Source organism: Ensifer sp. Root558 (assembly GCF_001427045.1).
In the GTDB taxonomy this organism is placed as follows: Bacteria; Pseudomonadota; Alphaproteobacteria; order Rhizobiales; family Rhizobiaceae; genus Ensifer; species Ensifer adhaerens.
In genome coordinates this window covers 82,395-102,614 of sequence record NZ_LMGC01000003.1, presented here as the reverse complement: position 1 = coordinate 102,614, position 20,220 = coordinate 82,395, and the positions used below count along the sequence as shown (strand labels likewise).

General features: G+C 62.9%; 20 protein-coding genes. 6 read left to right on the top strand and 14 right to left on the bottom strand.

All coding sequences use genetic code 11. The features are described 5' to 3' along the window. Positions 1 to 4 precede the first annotated feature (4 nt). From ASD63_RS07390 to ureG, 4 genes are all read left to right on the top strand, one after another. Positions 5 to 301 (top strand): putative quinol monooxygenase, encoded by a 297-nt coding sequence (locus ASD63_RS07390; protein ID WP_034794161.1) that lies wholly within the window; start codon positions 5 to 7, stop codon positions 299 to 301. Positions 302 to 303: 2 nt separating this feature from the next. Beyond that, a complete protein-coding gene (ureE, locus tag ASD63_RS07385; protein WP_034794158.1) occupies positions 304 to 777 on the top strand; it encodes an urease accessory protein UreE in 474 nt (157 codons plus the stop codon). Further along, entirely contained in the window at positions 770 to 1,441 is a 672-nt protein-coding gene (locus ASD63_RS07380) for an urease accessory protein UreF (protein ID WP_034794157.1), read from the top strand. Before ureE ends, ASD63_RS07380 begins: the two co-directional genes overlap by 8 nt. Before the next feature lie 78 nt (positions 1,442 to 1,519). Beyond that, complete coding sequence (gene ureG / locus ASD63_RS07375; protein ID WP_034794155.1) at positions 1,520 to 2,131, top strand: urease accessory protein UreG; 612 nt, start codon at positions 1,520 to 1,522, stop codon at positions 2,129 to 2,131. A gap of 47 nt (positions 2,132 to 2,178) precedes the next feature. On the opposite strand, the gene ASD63_RS07370 is transcribed toward ureG, so the two are convergent. The 9 genes from ASD63_RS07370 to ASD63_RS07330 all read right to left on the bottom strand — a co-directional run bounded on the left by ASD63_RS07370 (position 2,179) and on the right by ASD63_RS07330 (position 12,437). Next, positions 2,179 to 2,859: a Crp/Fnr family transcriptional regulator gene (locus ASD63_RS07370; RefSeq protein WP_034794150.1), complete on the bottom strand. Its 681-nt coding sequence runs from the start codon at positions 2,857 to 2,859 to the stop codon at positions 2,179 to 2,181. Positions 2,860 to 3,018: 159 nt separating this feature from the next. Next, positions 3,019 to 6,336, bottom strand: coding sequence for an efflux RND transporter permease subunit (locus ASD63_RS07365; protein ID WP_034794149.1), 3,318 nt, complete (start codon positions 6,334 to 6,336; stop codon positions 3,019 to 3,021). Between the two features lie 14 nt (positions 6,337 to 6,350). Further along, positions 6,351 to 7,538, bottom strand: coding sequence for an efflux RND transporter periplasmic adaptor subunit (locus tag ASD63_RS07360; protein ID WP_034794147.1), 1,188 nt, complete (start codon positions 7,536 to 7,538; stop codon positions 6,351 to 6,353). Between the two features lie 524 nt (positions 7,539 to 8,062). Next, complete coding sequence (locus tag ASD63_RS07355) at positions 8,063 to 9,055, bottom strand: ABC transporter substrate-binding protein (RefSeq protein WP_034794145.1); 993 nt, start codon at positions 9,053 to 9,055, stop codon at positions 8,063 to 8,065. Positions 9,056 to 9,106: 51 nt separating this feature from the next. After that, positions 9,107 to 9,976 (bottom strand): ABC transporter permease, encoded by an 870-nt coding sequence (locus ASD63_RS07350; protein WP_034794144.1) that lies wholly within the window; start codon positions 9,974 to 9,976, stop codon positions 9,107 to 9,109. Beyond that, a complete protein-coding gene (locus tag ASD63_RS07345; RefSeq protein WP_034794141.1) occupies positions 9,973 to 10,857 on the bottom strand; it encodes an ABC transporter permease in 885 nt (294 codons plus the stop codon). The genes ASD63_RS07350 and ASD63_RS07345 overlap by 4 nt, the downstream gene beginning before the upstream one ends. A gap of 2 nt (positions 10,858 to 10,859) precedes the next feature. After that, positions 10,860 to 11,195, bottom strand: coding sequence for a membrane protein (locus ASD63_RS07340; protein WP_034794138.1), 336 nt, complete (start codon positions 11,193 to 11,195; stop codon positions 10,860 to 10,862). Further along, positions 11,192 to 11,656, bottom strand: a complete 465-nt coding sequence (locus ASD63_RS07335) for a GNAT family N-acetyltransferase (RefSeq protein ID WP_034794136.1) — start codon at positions 11,654 to 11,656, stop codon at positions 11,192 to 11,194. Before ASD63_RS07335 ends, ASD63_RS07340 begins: the two co-directional genes overlap by 4 nt. Further along, on the bottom strand, positions 11,646 to 12,437 hold the full coding sequence (locus ASD63_RS07330) for an ABC transporter ATP-binding protein (protein WP_034794266.1): 792 nt from the start codon (positions 12,435 to 12,437) through the stop codon (positions 11,646 to 11,648). Before ASD63_RS07330 ends, ASD63_RS07335 begins: the two co-directional genes overlap by 11 nt. Positions 12,438 to 12,558: 121 nt before the next feature. Here ASD63_RS07330 and ASD63_RS07325 point away from each other — a divergent pair, with 121 nt between their 5' ends. Then, positions 12,559 to 12,972, top strand: coding sequence for a cupin domain-containing protein (locus tag ASD63_RS07325; RefSeq protein WP_034794134.1), 414 nt, complete (start codon positions 12,559 to 12,561; stop codon positions 12,970 to 12,972). 129 nt (positions 12,973 to 13,101) lie between these two features. Here ASD63_RS07325 and ASD63_RS07320 read toward each other — a convergent pair whose 3' ends face one another. The 3 genes from ASD63_RS07320 to ASD63_RS07310 form a co-directional block, all read right to left on the bottom strand. After that, positions 13,102 to 13,647, bottom strand: coding sequence for a hypothetical protein (locus ASD63_RS07320; protein WP_034794122.1), 546 nt, complete (start codon positions 13,645 to 13,647; stop codon positions 13,102 to 13,104). Then, positions 13,648 to 15,102, bottom strand: coding sequence for a dihydropyrimidinase (hydA, locus tag ASD63_RS07315; RefSeq protein WP_034794120.1), 1,455 nt, complete (start codon positions 15,100 to 15,102; stop codon positions 13,648 to 13,650). Between the two features lie 82 nt (positions 15,103 to 15,184). Then, positions 15,185 to 16,435, bottom strand: coding sequence for a Zn-dependent hydrolase (locus tag ASD63_RS07310; RefSeq protein WP_090426347.1), 1,251 nt, complete (start codon positions 16,433 to 16,435; stop codon positions 15,185 to 15,187). 282 nt (positions 16,436 to 16,717) lie between these two features. Between ASD63_RS07310 and ASD63_RS07305 the strand changes: the two genes are divergently transcribed. Beyond that, a complete protein-coding gene (locus ASD63_RS07305; protein ID WP_034794116.1) occupies positions 16,718 to 17,371 on the top strand; it encodes a TetR family transcriptional regulator C-terminal domain-containing protein in 654 nt (217 codons plus the stop codon). Positions 17,372 to 17,379: 8 nt separating this feature from the next. Here the strand turns inward: ASD63_RS07305 and ASD63_RS07300 are convergent, their stop codons facing one another. Together ASD63_RS07300 and ASD63_RS07295 are read right to left on the bottom strand one after the other, a co-directional pair. Beyond that, positions 17,380 to 18,309 carry a DMT family transporter gene (locus tag ASD63_RS07300; protein WP_051659304.1) on the bottom strand — a complete coding sequence of 310 codons (930 nt, stop codon included), beginning with the start codon at positions 18,307 to 18,309 and terminating at the stop codon, positions 17,380 to 17,382. A gap of 151 nt (positions 18,310 to 18,460) precedes the next feature. Then, positions 18,461 to 20,137, bottom strand: a complete 1,677-nt coding sequence (locus ASD63_RS07295) for an adenylate/guanylate cyclase domain-containing protein (protein ID WP_060528924.1) — start codon at positions 20,135 to 20,137, stop codon at positions 18,461 to 18,463. Positions 20,138 to 20,220 lie beyond the last annotated feature (83 nt).

Sequence of the window (20,220 nt, the reverse complement as noted above, 5' to 3'; positions counted from 1 at the left end):
TTCAATGGTTTACATTATCGCCTACCTGACCGCACACCCCGGCAAGGGGGATGAGGTAGTGTCGCTCGCAGCACCGCTGATCGAGGCCACCCGGCGCGAGGCCGGCTGCATCACCTATGATCTCTACCGCAAGCCGGCCGAGCCCGACGCGCTGGTTTTTGTCGAAACCTGGAAGGACAAGGCAGCCGTCGACGCGCATTTCGAGGAACCACATCTGAAGGCCTTTCAGGCGGCGATGGCCGACCTGCTCGTCGAGGCGCGCCTCGAGCTCGTGACGCCGGAAAAGGTCGAGGTTCTCTGACGATGCCCTATCGTTCGACAGAGGTTCTCTCGCCGGGGCCGGCCGATATTGCGCCGCTTCATAGCGTGACATTGACGCACGACGCGCGGCATCTGCGCCGCAAGTTGCTGCATCTCGAAAACGACGATGTGGTGATGCTGGATCTCAAGGAAGCGGTTATGCTTGCCGATGGCGACCTCCTGGTGCTCGAAGGCGGCGGCCATATCCGCATCGCTGCCGCGCCCGAGGCGCTCTACGAGATCCGCCCGCGCGACGCGATGCATCTGATCGAGCTTGCCTGGCATCTCGGCAATCGCCACCTGCCGGCACAGTTCGAAGAGAGCCGCATCCTGATTGTCCGCGATCCGGTGATCCGCCAGATGCTCGAAGGCCTGGGCGCGGCGGTGAACGAGGTTTCGCTGCCTTTCCATCCGCTGCGCGGCGCTTACCATGCCGGCGGCCACAACCATGGCCATAATCATCACCACCATGGCTGAGCGGGTCGACACGCAAGCGCTGCTTCGCCTCGTGACATGGATGTCGCCGGCCTTTCCCGTCGGCGCCTTTTCCTATTCCAGCGGGCTTGAGCAGGCGGTTCACGACCGTCTGGTGAGCGACGCCGGCGAGCTTCGCAACTGGCTGGAGGCGGTCATCTCTCTGGGCTACGGCTGGAACGATGCGCTGCTTCTGGCCGAGAGCTATCGCGCCGTGAACGACCATGCCCGGCTGGCTGCGGCGGCAGAGCTTGCCGAAGCCCTGGCGGGAGGCCGCGAGCGCCATATGGAAACGATGCTGCAGGGCCAGGCGTTTCTGGCAGCGGCGCGCTCGTGGCCGCATCCGGTTCTGGATGCGCTGCCTAAGAGTGTCGCCTATCCGGTCGCAGTCGGTGCCGTCGCCGGCGCTCATGAAACGGGCCTCGAGCCGGCGCTTGCCGCCTATCTCAACGCCTCGGTCTCGAACGCCGTCTCGGTGGCGATCCGTTGCGGCGTGACCGGCCAGCGCGATGGCGTCGGCATCATTGCAGCACTCGAACCGGTCATCGCGGCGACAGCCGTCAAGGCCGCCGGCGTCTCGCTCGACGACCTCGGCTCGGCCACGATGACAGCGGATATTTCGTCGCTCAGACACGAGAGCCTGCATTCGCGGCTCTTCCGTTCGTAACTCATAGAACTGCGCAATTTCGGACGGAAACCGTCTCACGCTTCCCTGGAATTGCTTCCACCTTGAAAGGACATCCAGATGGCATCGAAGAACGGTCCCCTTCGCGTCGGCATCGGCGGGCCGGTGGGCTCGGGCAAGACGGCGCTGACCGACAAGCTCTGCAAGGCGATGCGAGAGAAGTACTCCGTCGCTGTCGTCACCAACGATATCTACACCAAGGAAGATGCCGAGGCGTTGGTGCGCATGCAAGCGCTGCCCTCCGATCGCATCGTCGGGGTGGAGACCGGTGGATGCCCGCATACGGCGATCCGCGAGGACGCCACGATCAATCTGCAGGCGATCGCTGATCTCAACCGCCGCATCCCCGATCTCGATGTCGTCTTCATCGAATCCGGCGGTGACAATCTTGCGGCGACCTTTTCGCCTGATCTCGCTGACCTGACGATCTATGTCATCTCGGTCTGCCAGGGCGAGGAAATCCCGCGCAAGGGCGGGCCGGGCATCACCAAATCGGACCTTCTGGTCATCAACAAGAAGGATCTGGCGCCCTATGTCGGGGCCGATCTCGACGTGATGCAGCGGGATGCGACGCGCATGCGGGCGGAAAAGCCCTTCGTCTTTACCGACATGAAGCGCGGCGACGGCATCAACCGGATCGTCGATTTCCTGACGCTGCACGGCGGCCTCTGACGCCGTCCGCTTTTGTTGCTTCTGGCGCCTGAACCTTCGTCAACGCGTCAGAAGCGCTCCAGCGCCTGCCGGTCATGGATCTCGATGACGCGGCCCTTGACGGTGACGCCGGAGCGGCGAAGGGCCGAGAAGGCGCGAGACAGTGCCTCGGGCGCCAGGCCCAACTTGCCGGCCAGCACATTCTTCTGGAAGGGCAGGCGGAAGGAAAAGTTGGTGATGCCATCGGGGCAATTGCCGAGGATATAGCTCGCGACCCGCTGCGGTGCCGTGAGCAGCCGGTCTTCGGCCAGGCAATCCTCCGCCATTTGCGCGTGCCGGCACAAAAGCTGCATCAGTGCGTCGGCGATCTCGGGCGTCTGTTCGGCCAGCTTGCGAAGCCTGCGGCTGTCGATGCGCGCAAGCATAGTCGTCTCGATCGCCTGGGCGTTGGCGGTGGCGCGGTTGCCAAGGAACATGGCGCTTTCGCCGAAAAGTTCGCCTTTCGGGAAGACGGCGATATCCGCCTCGCGCCCGTCCTTGCCCAGCCGGTAGAGCCGCACCAGACCGGAGAGGACCAAGAAGACTTGGTCCAGTGCCTCGCCCTGGCCAAAGAGGATGTCGTGCTCCTCGTGGGTGGAAACCACGACATCATCGAGAATGGCGCTCGACGCCGCCGCCGGCAGCTTTTCGAAAAAGCAGGAGCCGAGCAGCACCGCCCTGTCGTTCGAGTTCAATCGCAACGTCTTCATCGTACCCGTCCTGAGTAAAATCCAGCGCTAGGGTAGAGGGCTTTGCAGATCTTGGTTTGACCTCGATCAAATAGAAATCACAAAAAGCCCGCGCTTGCAGGGCGCGGGCTTGCTTTAGAATTGTGGCCGCCCCGGGCGGAGAGCCTCTTCGGCGATGACCTACTCGGCAGCGAGCGCCGGGTGGTTGATGACCTTGCCGCCGGACCGTCCCTTGGTCTGGTCCGTTTCCAGCGTCTTCAGCCGGTCTTCCAGGCCTTCGATCGTCTTGCCTTGCTCATGCACCAGATCGGTGAGGGCCTCGCGGTCGAGCGGCAGGTTTTCCTCGTCCTTCTTGCCGACGAAGCGGCCGAAGATGCGGGCGAGCAGTCGCGAGAGGTCGTCCATGATCAGGAAGAACGACGGCACGATCACGAGGCTCAACACCGTCGAGACGATGATGCCGCCGATCACGGCGATCGCCATCGGGGCGCGGAACGAGCCGCCTTCGCCGACGCCGAGCGCGGAGGGCAGCATGCCCGCCGACATGGCGATCGAGGTCATGATGATCGGGCGGGCGCGCTTGCGGCCGGCCTCGATCATGGCGACCTGCCGGTCCATGCCGTGATGCATCATCTCGATACCGAAGTCGACGAGCAGGATCGCGTTCTTCGTGACGATACCCATCAGCATCAGGATTCCGATCAGAACCGGCATGGATAGCGCGTTCTGTGTCAGGATCAGCGCGGCCGCCACGCCGCCGATTGCGAGCGGCAGCGAGAACAGGATGGTGAAGGGCTGGATCACGTCCTTGAACAAGAGGATCAGCACCACCAGCACCAGCATCAGGCCGAGCAGCATGGCGTTGCCGAAGCTCTGCTGCATTTCCGCCTGCACCTCGGCGTCGCCGCTTTCGAGGAACTGCACGGACTTCGGCAGATCGGCCTGGCCGGCGATCTGCTTGAAGCGCTCCGAGGCGGTGTTGAGCGCAACACCGACCGGGAGATCCGCGCCGAGCGATACGACGCGGTTGCGATCGTAGCGCTTGATCGAGCTCGGGCCTTCCGAATAGTTGATGTCGGCAACGCTCGACAGCGGCACGGTGGCGCCGGCGGCGGTCGTGATCTTCAGATTGCGGATCGCGGCGATATCCGTGCGGAAGTCGCGGTTGATCTGCACGCGGATCGGGATCAGCCGCCCGTCGAGGGCGATCTTGGTCAGCGCCGCGTCGATATCGCCGATGGTGGCGACACGGATCACCTCGGAGATCTGCGCGGTGGTGATGCCGAGGCGCGACATCTGCTCGTCCCGCGGACGGATCTGCAGTTCCGGACGGGGAAGGGCGCCATCCGGGCTGACATTGGCCAGCAACGAGTCGCTCCTCAACTTGCCTTCCAGCGTCGCCACCGCCTGGTCGAGATCGGCCTCGTTGTTGGAGAGCAGGTTGAAGGAGAGGTCGCGCTCACCGCGGTCGTTGAGCTTGATCACCCGCACATCCGGAATGTCACGGACGCGAGCGAAGATTTCCTTCTCGATCTGCGACTGCGGGATGATGCGGCCGGCAGGCGGCATCTTCGGCAGGTACGCGCCGATCACCGGCGTGCGACCGATGACGTCATTGACGATCTTGTTGACGAGCGACTGGTCGAGCTTCTTGAGAAGCACCGTCACCGTCGCGCGGCGCAGTTCCAGGTCGCCCTTCGGCGAAGCGCCGCCAAGTACGAAGATGTTGTCGACGCCTTCGATATCCTTGATCCGATCGTAGATCTCGGTGGTGGTGCGGTCGGTGTCCTCGAGCATGGCGTCCGGCGGCAGCTCGATCGACAGGCTGACGCGCGAGGCGTCTTCCGGCGGCAGGAAGCTGCCGGGCACGAAGAGGACGAGCGCGAAGACAGAACCAACCGAGAAGACGATGGCCGCAAGCAGCGTCAGGTAGCGGGTGTACCAGTGCTTCGTGGTGGCGACCACAAGGCGCGTATAGTTGCGCATCATGAAGCCGTCCCGGTCATGATGATCACTGCCGGCGTCCGACGGGCGCATCAGATAGGCGGCCATCACAGGCGTGATCAGACGCGCGACGAGCAGTGAGAAGAACACCGCGACGGCGACCGTCAGACCGAACTGGATGAAGTACTGGCCGGGAATGCCCGGCATGAAGGATACGGGCACGAAGACCGCGATGATGGTGAAGGTCGTCGCGATAACGGCAAGGCCGATTTCGTCCGCCGCTTCGATCGAGGCGCGATAGGGCGATTTGCCCATATGGATGTGCCGCTCGATGTTCTCGATCTCGACGATCGCATCGTCGACGAGAATACCGGTTGCGAGCGTCATCGCCAGGAAGCTGACGAGGTTCAGCGAGAAGCCGAGCAGGTCCATGACCCAAAAGGTCGGGATCGCCGACAGCGGCAGGGCCACGGCGGAAATCAGCGTTGCCCGCCAGTTGCGCAGGAAGAGCATGACGACGATGACGGCGAGCAGCGCGCCTTCCATCAGCGTGTGCAGCGCCGCCTCGTAGTTGCCGTAGGTGAAGTAGACGGAATCGTCGACCATCTCGATGGTGACGTCGGGGTTCGCCGCGCGGATCTTTTCGAGCGACTTTGCGACCGTCTCGGCGACGCTGACTTCCGAGGCGCCCTTCGCGCGGAAGACCGCGAAGGTCACGCCGGGGTTGCCGTTGAAGCGCGAGAAGGAACGCGGTTCCTCATAGGTATCGGTGACCGTGCCGAGATCGGACAGGCGCACGAAGCGGCCGCTCGGCACCGAGATCATCGTGTTGGCGAGCTGCTCGACATTGCGGGTATCGCCCAGCGTACGGATCGCCTGCTCGCTGCCGCCGACCTGACCACGGCCGGAGCCGAGGTCCATGTTCATGCGGCGCAGCTGGCCGTTGACGTCGGCGGCGGTGATGCCGAGCGAATTCAGCTTGTCTTCGTTGAGTTCGACCCGGACTTCGCGGTCGGCGCCGCCGTAACGGTCGACGCGGCCGATGCCCTTCTTGCCCTGGATCTCACGCTTGATGACGTCGTCGACGAACCAGGAGAGTTCTTCGAGCGACATGCCCGGCGCGGACACGGAGAAGGTCTGGATCGCCTGGCCCTCGACGTCGACCTTGGAGACGATCGGTTCTTCGATCGAGGTCGGCAGGTCGCTGCGGATACGGTCGATCGCGTCCTTGACGTCCTGCACCGCCTGGGCCGTAGGCACTTCCATGCGGAAAATGACGGCGGTGGTCGAGGTACCGTCGTTGATCGTCGACTGGATATGATCGACGCCGGTGACGCTTGCGACCGCGTCCTCGACTTCCTTGGTGACCTGGGTTTCGAGCTCGGCCGGAGAGGCGCCGCTCTGCGTCACGTTGATCGAGACGATCGGGACGTCGATATTGGGGAAGCGGGTGATCGGCAACGACACGAAGGACTGGTAGCCCAGCACCATCAGGACGACGAAGAAGAGGATCGGAGCGATCGGATTGCGTATGGACCAGGCTGAGAAGTTCATGGTCACGGTTCCTGTCAGTTGGTCGCTGATGCGGCGGACTTGACGGGGTTGATGCGGTCACCGTCGCGGACATAGGCGCCGGCTCTCGCTACCACTTCCTCCCCGGCCTTCAGGCCCTCGAGGACTTCGATGAACTTGCCGTCGGAAATCCCTGTCTTGACCGGCAGGATGCGGATGACGCCGTTTTCGACCTTGCGAACGATGGTGCGGCCGTTCTCATTGGTAACGGCCGTTTGCGGCAGGACCACCGTCTGCTTCTGTTCGGCGGTGATCAGCGCGCTCGCATACATGCCGGCGCGTGCCTTCTCGGTGTCCATCAGGCTGATGAAGACGGTGCCGAGGCGGCTGACGGGATCGACCGTCGGAGCGATCAGGCGGATCTTGCCTTCGACCTTGGTGTTGCCGCCGGCAAGCGTCACGACGGCCGGCTGGCCGACGGCGAGCTTGATGATATCGGCTTCGGCGACGTCGGCTTTCATCTCGATGGCACCGTCGCGGATCATGGCGAAGAGCGGGTCGCTGTTACCGGTGGCGATCGCGCCGACCTTGGCATTCTTGGCCGAGATGACACCTGCGACCGGTGCCTTGACCTCGGTTCGGGCGAGGCGCAGGTCGATGTCGTCGATTTGCGCTTCGGCGACCTTGATGTCGGCACTGGCCACGGCAACGGCCTGTTCGGCCGAAAGCACACGGGCATGCGTCGCGATCGCGAGCGCCCGGACGCGATCGGCCTCGGCCGTCGAGACGGTGCCGTTCTTGGAGAGTTCGGCCGCACGGTCGCTGACGCGTTTGGCCTCGTCGTTGTTGGCTTTGGTTTCGCTGAGTTGGGCGTTCAACTGGGCAAGCCCGGCCTCGGCCTTGGCAAGCGAGGCTTCGAGTTCGCTTTTTTGCAGGCGAAGCGCGTCGTCGTTGAGAACCACGAGAACGCTGCCGGCCTCGACCGTGTCGCCGACATCGACATTGAGCGTGCGGATGGAGAGGCCGTCGACCATCGGGGCGACATAGACCTGCTCGACGGCCTGGATGGTGCCGGTCGCGACCACCCGGTCGCTGATCGACTGGTCGACCGCCGTCGTCACGACGATGGAGGGCAAGCTCGGTGCTGGTTTCGGTTGCGCTGCTTCCTCCGCCCGGGCGAAGGAAAGCGAACCAAGGGTCATCGCAGCGCACACGCTGAGGACAGGCAATACTTTTTGAGCCATCGGCTTCACAGTCCCGGCAATGGAAACAATATCGAGCGGATCTCCGCTTGATGCAGGATCCACGGGCAATCAGGCTATTTTACCGCACCGCCACAAGGTCCCGGCAAAGTGCTCGGGAACAGGAGATGGCGTATTCCTCACTTCGCGCTCCGCGTGCACGGTATCAGACCGTAGACGCGGGCGGAACTGGGACCGGTTACCGCAGGCAAGGCACTGGAAAAAAGACGTCCTCCATCATGCCTGCCTCCAACAAACATCGTGGCCTATGTAATCTCGGCCTTCGGCGCTTACAAGGGTGCACGAAGAGATGGTGCCTCAATATTCCGTTCGTTCTGCGGTTATGGTTGCGATCTTGACACGATCTTGACAATGGCAAGCAAAGGTAGCGCCGTTGTTCGCCGGATTACCACCCCCACGCCCGGTACCCGGCAGCAGCTTGGCGGATGCGAACGACCGCTAAGAAAACGGAAGAGGGCCGCACGATACTGAGCCGTGCGACCCTCTTTTGCGTTGCGGAGACAGGCCTATTTCAGCGCGGCGTCGGTGATCTCATGTGTCCAGGCGCCCTCGGGCTCCTTGGAAATCACGGGATCGGAACCACCCGAAAGCAGCGACTGCACGGTGCGTTTGTAGTCTGCTTCGTCGAGCGAGCCGTTGGAGCCGGCGGTGAGCTTTGCCACTTCGCTCATCATGCGCTTCTGGTGCTTCTCCGTCTGGGCGCCGGTGGAATCGTTTTCAAGAACGATATCGGCGGCCTCGTCCGGGTTCTGCTCGGCATATTTCCAGCCCTTCATCGAGGCACGGACGAACTTGACCATCTTGTCCTTGAAGGCGGGATCCTTGAGTTTGTCCTCAAGTACGTACAGGCCGTCTTCGAGCGTCGCCACGCCCTGGTCTTCATACTTGAAGGTCACCAGGTCGTCCGTCTTGATGCCGGCATCGATGACCTGCCAGTACTCGTTATAGGTCATGGTGGAGATGCAGGCTGCCTGCTTCTGGATCAGCGGGTCGACGTTGAAGCCCTGTTTCAGGACGGTCACGCCGTTCGGGCCGCCGTCGGTCGGGATCTTCAGGTGCGCCATCCAGGAGAGGAACGGATACTCGTTGCCGAAGAACCACACGCCAAGCGTCTGACCCTTGAACTTGTCCGGGCTGGTGACGCCGGTTTCCTTCAGGCAGGTCAGCATCATGCCGGATTTCTTGAACGGCTGGGCAATGTTGACGAGCGGCACGCCCTTTTCGCGGGTGGCAAGGGCCGACGGCATCCAGTCGACGATAACGTCGGCGCCGCCGCCGGCGATCACCTGGGCCGGGGCGATGTCCGGACCGCCGGGCTTGATGTCGACGTCGAGGCCTTCTTCTTCGTAGAAGCCTTTGTCCTTGGCGACGTAGTAGCCGGCAAACTGCGCCTGGGTCACCCACTTCAGCTGCAGCGTCACCTTTTCGGCAGCTTCAGCCTGGAACGCTGCGAGCGAAAAGACGCCTGCGGCGAGAAGCGATGCAAGTCTTTTGTTCATGTCAGTTCCCTCTTGTTTTTACTTCGTTTTATTTAAGTTCTTCAAGCAGGCTCAGGCGCGCCCTCCGCGAATGGAGGGATGCCAGAAGGTGACGGCGCGCTCGATGAGTGCGACCACGCCGTAGAAGGCGGAACCGGCGACCGCCGCAACGGCGATCTCGGCCCAGACCATGTCGACATTCATGCGTCCCACTTCCGTGGAAATCCGGAACCCCATGCCGACGATGGGGGTCCCGAAGAACTCGGCGACGATGGCGCCGATCAGCGCCAGCGTCGAATTGATCTTGAGCGCGGTGAAGATGAACGGCCAGGCGGCCGGCAGGCGTAATTTGACCAGCGTCTGCCACCAGGAGGCGGCGTAGGTGCGCATCAGGTCGCGTTCCATGTGGCTGGCGGCGGCAAGGCCGGCAACCGTGTTCACCAGCATCGGGAAGAAGGTCATGATGACGACGACGGCGACCTTCGACTGCCAGTCGAAGCCGAACCACATGACCATGATCGGGGCTACTCCGATGACGGGAAGGGCCGAAACGAAATTGCCGAGTGGCAGAAGGCCTTTCTGCAGGAAGGGCGAACGGTCGATCAGGATCGCAACGGCGAAGCCGAGGCCGCAGCCGAGCGCATAGCCGATCAACACTGCCTTCAGGAAGGTCTGGCGGAAATCGGCCCCAAGCGTCGGCAGCGAATTGATCAGCTTTTGCCAGATCATCGAGGGTGCCGGCAAAAGCACGGAGGGGACCTGGAAGCCGCGGACGATGCCTTCCCAGAGAACCAGGATAGTGATGCCGAAGATCACCGGCACGGCGAAGCGGGCGGCGCTGTTTGCGGCCGCGCTCCGGAAGTTCTGGCGCACCAGCCATTCGTTGAAGGCCCAGGCGGCGAGCCAGAAGATGATCGCGGCGGCAAGGACGGGAAGGTTCATGGCTTGGCTCCCATGCGCTTCAGGACGGCGGTGTGGGCAAAGCCGACGATCATGACGAGAACGGCCGCAAGGGCTGCCGCCATGAAGAGAGCGGCCCAGATCTGCACCGTCTGGCCATAGTAGGAGCCGGCCAGCAGCCGGGCACCAAGACCTGCGACCGCACCGGTCGGCAATTCGCCGACGATGGCGCCGACCAGCGAGATGGCGACGGCAACCTTCAGCGAGGTGAAGAGGTAGGGCATCGACGACGGCCAGCGCAGCTTCCAGAAAGTCTGCGACGGGGAGGCATTGTAGGTGTGCATGAGGTCGAGCTGGATCGTTTCCGGGCTGCGCAGGCCCTTCACCATGCCGACGACGACCGGGAAGAAGGAGAGATAGGTCGAGATCAGTGCCTTCGGCAAAAGTCCGGAAATGCCGATGGCGTTCAAGACGACGATGATCATCGGCGCAATCGCGAGGATCGGGATCGTCTGGCTGGCGATGACCCAGGGCATCAGCGAGCGGTCCATGGCGCGGTTGTGCACGATGCCGACTGCCAGGAGGATGCCGAGGGCGGCGCCGATGCCGAAGCCGAGAAGGGTTGCCGAAAGCGTGATCCAGGCGTGGTAGACGAGGCTGCGCTTCGAGGTGATTGCCTTGTTGAAGGTGGTGTCCCAGATCTCGGCGATCACCTGGTGCGGTGCCGGCAGTACCGGACGTTCCTGCGCCATGGTGTTGCGCACGATCTCAGAGAAGCTGATCTCGGTGCCGGCGCGGGCTGCCGTATCACGCTCGAAGGGGGCGTTGAGGAAGACGACCGCGACATACCAGATGGCGATCAGCAGCAGGACGACGGTGCCGACCGGCACCAACTTGTCCCTGAAGAAACTTGGTTCCTGCATTGTCACGCCTTTCCGCTTGCGGGGAACAACATCAGGCCCATTGCGACGATGCCGAGAAGCACGCCGGCGGCCTGCGTGAGGCTCAATCGTTCGCCGAACACGGTGAAGGCGATGACATTGACCATAACGAGCTGCACGATCGCCGACAGCGAGATTGCCAGGCCGAGGCCGCCCTCGCGCATGAGCTTCACCATGATGATGTTGCCGATCACGTAGAGCCCGAGTGCAAGCAAGAGCATGCCGAGGTGGTTGTTGGAGACATAGGCGCGCGAGGCGGTCGCGCCACCGAGGAAGATCGTCGTTGCCAAGAGCATCCAGAGGCCGAAGGCAAGGTTCATGCCCGCACCTTTCTGCCGCGCCAGCGATAGAGGATATCCGGCAGTTGCTCCTCGTTGTCGCCGTCGGTCCGCCGCACAGCCTCGAAGCCCTGGTGCTCGTAGAAGCGCTGGGCATCACGATTGTGTTCGAAGGTCCATAGGCTCAATTCATCCGATGACATCGCCTTGGCGGTGTCGATCAGCCGGGCGCCAATGCCTGCGCCACGATGCCGCTCATCGATGTAAAGCGCGGCGACGTGGTGGTCGTCAGAGAGGGAAAGGAAGCCGGCGATCTCGCCGTCGTCCTCTGCCAAGAGCACGATGCGTTCGGCAAAGACGGTCTCGGCATAATAGCGTTCGACATCGGCATGCTCGTGCACCCGCGGCATCCAGGCCGTCGCGTCGATCCAGCGGTTGAGAATGCCGGCGCAGGCGGCCATGTCGGTCTGTTCGGCCCGGCGGATGCCGATGCTATTCGTCATAGCTGTGTCCCGCGCGCAGGCCTTCGCGGACGCGATGGGCGATTTCGAGGAACTCCGGTGTCTCGCGAATGCCGAGCGGCCGTTCGCGCGGCAGCGGCGATTCGATCACATCGGTGACGCGGCCGGGGCGGGGGCTCATCACCACGATCTTGGTGGAGAGGTAGACAGCTTCAGGGATCGAATGGGTGACGAAGCAGATCGTCTTGTTGGTGCGGGCCCAGAGCTTCAAGAGCTGTTCGTTGAGGTGGTCGCGAACGATCTCGTCGAGCGCGCCGAAGGGCTCGTCCATCAGAAGCAGGTCGGCATCAAACGCCAGTGCGCGGGCGATGGAGGCGCGCTGCTGCATACCACCGGAGAGCTGCCAGGGATATTTCTTGCCGAAGCCGGAGAGGTTGACGAGGTCGAGCGTGCGCTCGATGCGGGCCTTCTTCTCTTCCTTCGAATAGCCCATGATCTCCAGCGGTAGAGCGATGTTGTTTTCGATGGTGCGCCAGGGATAGAGCGCTGCGGCCTGGAAGACGTAGCCATAGGCGCGCTTGTTGCGCGCTTGCTCAGGCGTCATGCCGTTGACGCTGATCGTGCCGGAGGTCGCTTTTTCCAGATCGGCGATCACGCGCAAGAAGGTCGTCTTGCCGCAGCCGGACGGACCGATGAAGGAAACGAAGTCACCCTTGGCGACATCCAGGTTGACGCCGGTCAGTGCATGCACCGGGCCATCGGCGGTTTCGAAAGTCAGGCAGAGGTCCCGGGCCGAAACCACGGATGCGGTATTGGACGTCATCGGCGAATACTCATTCTGGCTGGTCTGTGTCAGACTGCTATCCGGACCGGCAACATGCAATCGCGGATTTGGGTGCGAAGCCGTTTGTTGCTGGTTTTTCAGGGAATTCTGGAGAACGCTCATGTCTCGATCATCCAATCCGGGCTGTCGCGTGGTTCGTCCTGAAGGCGCCGTGGCCGGCCAGCAGGGGCTCAACTATTTCGAGGGCATTACAGCGGAGACCGTCGGGGCAACCGGGCTCTGCATGCACATCGTCACGATCCCGCCCGGTGCGCGCGCCAAGGCGCATCTGCACGAGAGCCACGAGACGGCGATCTACGTGCTTTCCGGGGAGGCCTGGACCTGGTTTGGCGAGAGGCTTGAGGAGCACATCGTCGCTAGGGCCGGTGAGATGGTCTACATCCCCGCCGGCATGCCGCATCTGCCGGAGAACCGCTCGAACGCGCCCTGTTCGGCCGTCATCGCGCGCACGGATCCGAACCAGCGCGAAAGCCTCGTGCTGCTGCCCGAGCTCGATCAGCTCGTGCCCGCCTGACGGCTCCCAGGCCGAAACGCCCCGCCAAGGTGGCGGGACATGTCCGGTGGGACAGAGATGTGGGGGAGCGTCGGCTAAGCTGACGGAAGGAGGCAAACGTAGCGACCGGATCGACAGGATCTGGACCATCTATGATCGTCCTCCGACTGTCTGCGCAACGGAGATCTCGGCAAGTCTTATTTTCCGCGCGAAGTAGAAGGCTGCTCCTCCGGCGGCCCCGCTGATGGCAGCGACTGCGAGGAGCAGGAGATCCCCGGAGCCTTTCATCGAGGCGAGGAGACCTGTTGCCTCTGCATCTGCGCGAACGTATCCGAAGAACGACGCCGCCTGCCCCAGGAGGAGGACGGCAGCACCTGTCGAAGCCACGCAGAGGACGCCTGCGAAGCAGTGAAGGCTAAGGTTGCGTACCCGAAATCGCTCCATCAGTCGGTAAATTCCGAAGCTTGCCGGCGCGAAGATGACCAATGCGAACAATGAGGCGCAGAAGGGCACAAGAAGGCCGGCGGGAATGATTACCTGCAAAGGGATGCCGGCAATCGATTTCGGCTCAATGATCACCAACAGGGCAGATGCCGTGTATGTGCCGACGAGGGCTGCCGCCGCGTGGAGCTGCGGAAACCAAACCTCGCGCTGACGTGCAGGTATCGGCAACACCCTGTTCGTGTTCTCCTTCATTCAAACGCCCGTGGCCGGGATGCCGCTGCGCTGGACGGCGCGGGGGGCGGTGACTTCCTTCCAGGTGGAAAGGGCCGAACTCACGGCTGGGAAAGGATCGCGGCGGACAAATTCGCCGTGGCCCTCGCGGGTCTTGACCGTGCTCTCCTCGATCGCGACGACGCCGCGGGTAAGGGTAAAGCGCGGCAGGCCCTTTACCTCCTTGCCTTCGAAGACGTTGTAGTCGATCGCCGACTGCTGGCTCTTGGCGGAGATCGTCTTGGTGCGCTTCGGATCCCAGACGACGAGGTCGGCATCGGCGCCAACAAGGATTGCGCCCTTCTTCGGGTAGATGTTGAGGATCTTGGCAATGTTGGTCGAGGTCACGGCCACGAACTCGTTCATGGTGATGCGGCCGGTGTTGACGCCATGGGTCCAGAGCATCGGCATGCGGTCTTCGAGGCCACCGGTGCCGTTCGGGATCTTGGTGAAATCGCCAACGCCGAAGCGCTTCTGCTCGGATGTAAAGGCGCAGTGGTCGGTCGCCACTACCTGCAGCGAGCCCGAGGCAAGGCCTGCCCAGAGACTGTCCTGATGCAGCTTGTTGCGGAAGGGGGGCGACATTACGCGGCGGGCTGCATGGTCCCAGTCCTTGTTGAAGTATTCGGTTTCATCCAGCGTCAGATGCTGGATCAGCGGTTCGCCGAACACGCGCATGCCCTTGGAGCGGGCGCGGCGGATCGCTTCATGCGCCTGCTCACAGGAGGTGTGCACGATGTAGACGGGGCATCCGGCCATGTCGGCGATCATGATCGCGCGGTTGGTCGCTTCGCCCTCGACTTCGGCCGGACGCGAATAGGCGTGCGCCTCCGGCCCGTTGTTGCCTTCTGACAGCAGCTTTGCCTGGAGCTGGGCGACCACGTCGCCGTTTTCGGCATGCACCAGTGGTAGCGCGCCGAGGGCGGCGCAGCGCTGGAAGGACGAGAACATTTCGTCGTCATCCACCATCAGTGCGCCCTTATAGGCCATGAAGTGCTTGAAGGTGTTGATGCCCTTGTCTTTGACGATGGTCTCCATCTCGTTGAAGACCTGCTCGCTCCACCAGGTGATTGCCATGTGGAAGGAATAGTCGCAGTTCGCACGGGTGGATTTGTTGTCCCACATGGTCAGCGCTTCGAGCAGCGACTGGTTGGGCGAGGGCAGCGCAAAGTCGACCACCATGGTCGTGCCGCCGGCGAGTGCTGCCCGCGTTCCGCTTTCGAAATCGTCCGAGGAATAGGTGCCCATAAAGGGCATTTCGAGATGGGTGTGCGGATCGATGCCGCCGGGCATGATGTAGCAGCCGTTCGCGTCCAGCGTCTCGGTTCCGGAAAGGTTCGGGCCGATCTCGACGATCTTTCCGCCCTCGATCTTGACGTCCGCCTTGTAGGTCAGGTCGGCGGTGACGATGGTTCCACCCTTGATGACAGTGCTCATGGTTCTTGATCCTCGCGATTGCTCTTCCGGCGGCCAGGCAACCGCCACGAAAAAGGGCGGAACTTTCGTCCCGCCCGCAAACTCATTCGACGATTTCGGCCGTTTCGACGACGGCGTGGAAGAGGACGTCGGCGCCGGCGCTGGCCCACTCCCTGGAGATGTCCTCCGCCTCGTTGTGGCTGAGGCCACCGACGCAGGGGCACATGATCATCGTCGTCGGCGCCACCTTGGCGGCCCAGCAGGCATCATGCCCGGCGCCCGAGATGAGGTTCATGTGGCTGTAGCCGAGATGCTCGGCGGCGTTACGCACGGCGCTGACGAGCTTTGGATCGAAGGTGACCGGCTCGAAATGGCCGATCGCCTCGATGGAACAGCCGACGCCAAGCGCGTCAGTGATCTTCGGTGCCTCGGCCTCGATCTTTGCCCGCATGCGGTCGAGCTTGGCCCTGTCCGGCGAGCGGATGTCGACGGTGAAGACCACTTTGCCCGGCAGCACATTGCGGGAATTGGGTGAGAAGAACACTTGGCCGACGCCGCCGACGGCGCCCGGCTGGTTTTCCATCGCGACGCCCTGGACCATTTCCAGGATGCGGGCCATGGCAAGGCCGGCGTTGACGCGCATGTTCATTGGCGTCGAGCCCGTATGGGCTTCGCGGCCGGTGAGCGTGAACTCCAGCCACCACAGGCCCTGACAGTGGGTGACGACGCCGATGTCCTTGCCCTCTGCTTCGAGGATCGGGCCCTGCTCGATATGGTACTCGAAATAGGCGTGCATCTTGCGGGCGCCGACTTCCTCGTCGCCGACCCAGCCGATGCGTTTCAGTTCGTCGCCGAAGGTCTTTCCTTCCGGATCCTTGCGGCCATAGGCGAAATCCTGACTGTGCACGCCGGCAAAGACGCCCGATGCGAGCATGGCCGGCGCGAAGCGCGCGCCTTCCTCGTTGGTCCAGTTGGTGACGACGACGGGATGCTTGGTCTTGATGCCGAGATCGTTCATCGAGCGAACGACCTCAAGGCCCGAGAGCACGCCGAGGACGCCGTCATACTTGCCGCCGGTCGGCTGGGTATCGAGATGCGAGCCGATATAGACGGGCAGCGCATCCGGGTCGGTGCCGGGCCTTGTGAAGAACATATTGCCCATGGTGTCGACGCCCATGGTGAGGCCGGCCTTTTCGCACCAGGACTGGAACAGCCGGCGCCCTTCGGCGTCCTCGTCGGTCAGCGTCTGGCGGTTGTTGCCGCCCGCGACACCAGGGCCGATCTTGGCCATTTCCATAAGTGAATCCCACAGGCGGTCGGCATTGACGCGCATGTTCTCGCCAGGTGCAGCCACGGCGGTCTCCTCATCTCTTCAGGGCTTTGCCTGGATCGGCGCGCCCTCATGTTCCCGTGGTCAAATCCAGGCTTGGTTTTTTCTGGTGCCCTTCGATCAGCCGTTGCCTTTGGCGGTGAACTGGCTGATAATTTGACCGGTTGGTAAACATTACAACTTCCGTTGCGGCACTCAAGCCGGAAAAACAAAAAAACGAAGTTGTTGCCCAATAAGATGGCGAGGCCGGAAATTGGGCAGCCGGTTCCTGCGCGACGAGCTGCGCAGGCATGGCCAGGGGGAAAGATGGTATTACCGAGAGCGGCCAGGACCCAGAGGCGGACCCGCATACAAGGGGAGAAGGAAGAGCGCATTCTCGAGGCCGCGCTCGAAGTCTTTTCCGCCAACGGTTTCCGCGGCTCGACCGTCGACCAGATTGCCGAAGTGGCGGGAATGTCGAAGCCCAATTTGCTCTATTATTTCCGCACCAAGGAAGCGATGCACCGGGCGCTGATCGACCGGGTGCTCGACACCTGGCTCGACCCCTTGCGGGAGTTCAACGCCGAGGGGAATCCGGTCGCCGAAATCCGCAGCTATATTCGGCGCAAGCTCGAAATGGCCCGTGACTATCCGCGCGAAAGCCGGCTCTTCGCCAACGAGGTGCTGCAGGGCGCGCCGCATATCGAGGACGAGCTCAAGGGGCCCTTGAAGTCGCTGGTCGACGAGAAGGCCGAGGTAATCCGGGCCTGGGCCAAAGCCGGCAAGATCGCCAAATGCGATCCCTATCACCTGATCTTCGCGATCTGGTCCACCACCCAGCACTACGCCGACTTCGACGTGCAGGTGCGCGCCGTGCTCGGCCAGGGCAATGCTGGCGATGGGCGCTTCGAGGATGCGGCACGCTTCCTCGAACGGCTCTTCGTCGACGGGCTGCAGGTGAGCGAGCAGCCGGCGGCTTGAGCCGCCTTTCAATCTGGCAGCAGCGCCATCAACAGCAGGCCGCAGGCCGTGGTCAGCGCGCCGGCAAGCACCGGCAGGCTGGTCCAGCCATGACCGAGCAGACCTTCGAGCAGGATGATGAAGCTCGGCGTCAGATAGCCGTAGCCAAGCACTTTCGATGCGGGTAGCCGCATCGAGGCGTATTGCAGGAGCAGGAAGGTGATCGCCGTGGTCACAACGGCCAGATAGAGGACGGCGAGCCAGACGACCGGTGGCAGGCTGGCGAAATCGGCCGTGACGAGACCGGCCGCGCCCGGTACCAGCAGCCAGGGCACGGTGAAGACAGCCACCCAGAAGCCGAAGGCGAATGGACTTTCCTCTCGGCCGAACTTGCGGATCAGCGGCACATAGACCGCGTGGCAGACGACGCCGACGAAGAAGATCAATTCGCCCTGGCCGACGTCGAAGGCAAGGATCGCGCCGACGTCGGCGCGAAAGATCACCCAGACGGCGCCAAGGGCAGCGATGATGAGCCCGGCGAGCACGCCAGGGCGTGTATGCTGACCGAGCAACACAAACGCGAAGCCGGCGCTCAAGAGCGGCATCAGCGTGAAGACCGCGCCTGTTGAAACAGGGCTGGTGAACTCCAGCGCCTTGAACATCGTCAGCATGTAGACGGCGATCAACCCGCCGAGGATCACGAAACGCCACGCTTGCTTGGGAAAGCGAAAGGGAACGCGCGCATAGCCGAAGGTGAGCAGGCCAAGGACCACGACGGTCAACAGATAGCGCCAGAGCGTCAGCGGCCCGGCGCCCATATGTTGGGTGGCAAGGCCGCCGAAGGAAAAGGAGCCTGCGATCAGGACGGCGAAGGTCATCATCGCCAGGTGCGCCTTCAGCTTCTCGGCGCCCTTCGCATGAACCTGGTGCGCGGTTTTCGGGGAGACGTCCTGTTTCATGCGGGCTTCCGGATTGGATCGGCGGCGAGGGCGGGAAGGATCTCCACTACTAGATCATTTCAGCGCTTCATTGAAACCGTGAAAAGATCCAAAGCCTTGAAGGTATGCAACTTCGGGCGTGAAAACTGTTTCACGCTTTCAAGGGGTTGCACTACTCGTTCGACGGTGCCGGTTGCAAGGCTTCGGAGATACCGGCTGCATCCCCGACGATCCAGGTTTCGAGCGTCGCCTGCCGGCCGCGCAGGCCGATGTCCAGCCGCTCATGCCCTTCGATCACCAGGCCCGCGCGGTTGACGAGCTCGGCCGAGACGGCCAATTGTACGTCGTGTTCCTTGGCGAGGCCTTCCAGACGGCTCGCCGTGTTGATCGTATCGCCGACCGCGGTCAGCGACGTCGCTTGGCCGTAGCCGATCTCCCCGATGATCGCTGGGCCGGCGTGCAGGCCCATGGCGATGCGCAGCGGCTCGTCGAGTTCGCCGCGGAAGGTCTGGTTCAGCGTCTCGAGGCCCTTGGATATGCGCACGGCGGCGGCAAGCGACTGCCGGCAGGCCTCCGTGTAGGTGCTCTTCAGCCCGAAGATCGCCAATGCGCCGTCGCCGATGAACTTGTCGATGACGCCACCGGAATCCTCGACCGCTTCGCCCACCATCTCGAAGTAACGGTTGAGCAGGAACACGGTGTCGAAAGGCAGCTTGTGTTCGGCAATGCTGGTGAAGCCGCGCAGGTCGCAGAAGAGCACGGCGATGCGCCGTTCGCGACCTTCGCCGCCCTCGCGGCCGATCTGCTTCTTGATGCCGAGGCTGTCGCTGTCGAGGATCGGCACGACGGTGACGTTGTGGACAGGGCGAAACTGGCAGGCGAGGCGGACATTGTCGGGTGCGCCGATCCGGGTGAGTGTCGCGAGCTCTGCATCCTCGGGTGGCGGCTGGTCTTCAAGCCCCTGGATGATGCGTACCCGGCAGGTCGAGCATCGGCCACGGCCGCCGCAGACCGAGACGTGGGCGATGCCCGCGGCCCTACTCGCCTCGAGCACGCTGAAGCCGAGATTGACGGTGGCCACCCGACCGTCGGGATAGCGCACGCGAATGCGCCCGCCCTTTGGCATGGCCCGCAGCAGGAACGTGCCGGCGATCAGGCCGCCGAAGCCGAAATAGAGGCCGAGCCGAATATCCTCGAGAAGCGTGAGGTCGAACGGAGGCTTCGAATAGGAACGGTCGCCGTAGCCGCCATGTTCGGCGTAACCGTCCTCGATCGAGCGGGCGCCGCTGACGAAGCCGAGCAGCGCGAAGATCGGCACGAGGATCGCGACTGTGTAGAGCAGGATTTCGTAGCGCGGGAACCAGGCTCGGCCGCGCATCCAGAACCAAGCCCCGAGGCAGCCGTGGCCCCAGACGAGCAGCAGGGCGAGCGATTGTCTCGTGGCATTGACGGAATTCGACCAGAGCATGCGGAGCATGTCCGGATAATCCGCGTCGACCCCGGTGAGAAGTGGCTCGACGCGTGCGGCCGTCACGTGGCCGATCAAAAGGAAAGGCAGGCTGAGGCCGAAGACGATCTTCAGCGCCTCGCGCGCCGGCATTCTGAGCGTCTGCCGACGATAGATGCTTTCGAGCGCCATGGCGAAATGCAGCAGCAGGGCGCCGTAGAGCAGCACCGTGCCGGGCAGGCTGTGCCAGATGAGATTGAAGCCTTTGCGGGCGGTTTCCATCGCTTCGACGGAGATCAGGCCGAGCGAGTGGTTGAAGAAATGCGCCAGAACGAACGTACCGAGTATGGCCCCGGAGACGAGGTGCATTCGCTTGCGTCGGTTGGCCGAAATGATCGTCAAGCAGCAAGTCCGGCTCTGCCGGAGCTTCGTCCGGCTGCAGGGTCAAAACCGTCGGAGACAGCGCTACGGCCCTGATCGAGCCC

What these genes read in the sequence shown, in the direction of transcription:
- ureE (WP_034794158.1), top strand. Translation starts at nt 304, where the DNA reads ATGCCCTATCGTTCGACAGAGGTTCTCTCGCCGGGGCCGGCCGATATT.
- ureG (WP_034794155.1), top strand. Translation starts at nt 1,520, where the DNA reads ATGGCATCGAAGAACGGTCCCCTTCGCGTCGGCATCGGCGGGCCGGTG.
- ASD63_RS07380 (WP_034794157.1), top strand. Translation starts at nt 770, where the DNA reads ATGGCTGAGCGGGTCGACACGCAAGCGCTGCTTCGCCTCGTGACATGG.
- ASD63_RS07350 (WP_034794144.1), bottom strand. Translation starts at nt 9,976, where the DNA reads ATGAACCTTCCCGTCCTTGCCGCCGCGATCATCTTCTGGCTCGCCGCC.
- ASD63_RS07335 (WP_034794136.1), bottom strand. Translation starts at nt 11,656, where the DNA reads ATGACGAATAGCATCGGCATCCGCCGGGCCGAACAGACCGACATGGCC.
- ASD63_RS07305 (WP_034794116.1), top strand. Translation starts at nt 16,718, where the DNA reads ATGGTATTACCGAGAGCGGCCAGGACCCAGAGGCGGACCCGCATACAA.
- ASD63_RS07330 (WP_034794266.1), bottom strand. Translation starts at nt 12,437, where the DNA reads ATGACGTCCAATACCGCATCCGTGGTTTCGGCCCGGGACCTCTGCCTG.
- ASD63_RS07345 (WP_034794141.1), bottom strand. Translation starts at nt 10,857, where the DNA reads ATGCAGGAACCAAGTTTCTTCAGGGACAAGTTGGTGCCGGTCGGCACC.
- ASD63_RS07360 (WP_034794147.1), bottom strand. Translation starts at nt 7,538, where the DNA reads ATGGCTCAAAAAGTATTGCCTGTCCTCAGCGTGTGCGCTGCGATGACC.
- ASD63_RS07320 (WP_034794122.1), bottom strand. Translation starts at nt 13,647, where the DNA reads ATGAAGGAGAACACGAACAGGGTGTTGCCGATACCTGCACGTCAGCGC.
- ASD63_RS07300 (WP_051659304.1), bottom strand. Translation starts at nt 18,309, where the DNA reads ATGAAACAGGACGTCTCCCCGAAAACCGCGCACCAGGTTCATGCGAAG.
- ASD63_RS07355 (WP_034794145.1), bottom strand. Translation starts at nt 9,055, where the DNA reads ATGAACAAAAGACTTGCATCGCTTCTCGCCGCAGGCGTCTTTTCGCTC.
- ASD63_RS07390 (WP_034794161.1), top strand. Translation starts at nt 5, where the DNA reads ATGGTTTACATTATCGCCTACCTGACCGCACACCCCGGCAAGGGGGAT.
- ASD63_RS07325 (WP_034794134.1), top strand. Translation starts at nt 12,559, where the DNA reads ATGTCTCGATCATCCAATCCGGGCTGTCGCGTGGTTCGTCCTGAAGGC.
- ASD63_RS07340 (WP_034794138.1), bottom strand. Translation starts at nt 11,195, where the DNA reads ATGAACCTTGCCTTCGGCCTCTGGATGCTCTTGGCAACGACGATCTTC.
- hydA (WP_034794120.1), bottom strand. Translation starts at nt 15,102, where the DNA reads ATGAGCACTGTCATCAAGGGTGGAACCATCGTCACCGCCGACCTGACC.
- ASD63_RS07365 (WP_034794149.1), bottom strand. Translation starts at nt 6,336, where the DNA reads ATGAACTTCTCAGCCTGGTCCATACGCAATCCGATCGCTCCGATCCTC.
- ASD63_RS07370 (WP_034794150.1), bottom strand. Translation starts at nt 2,859, where the DNA reads ATGAAGACGTTGCGATTGAACTCGAACGACAGGGCGGTGCTGCTCGGC.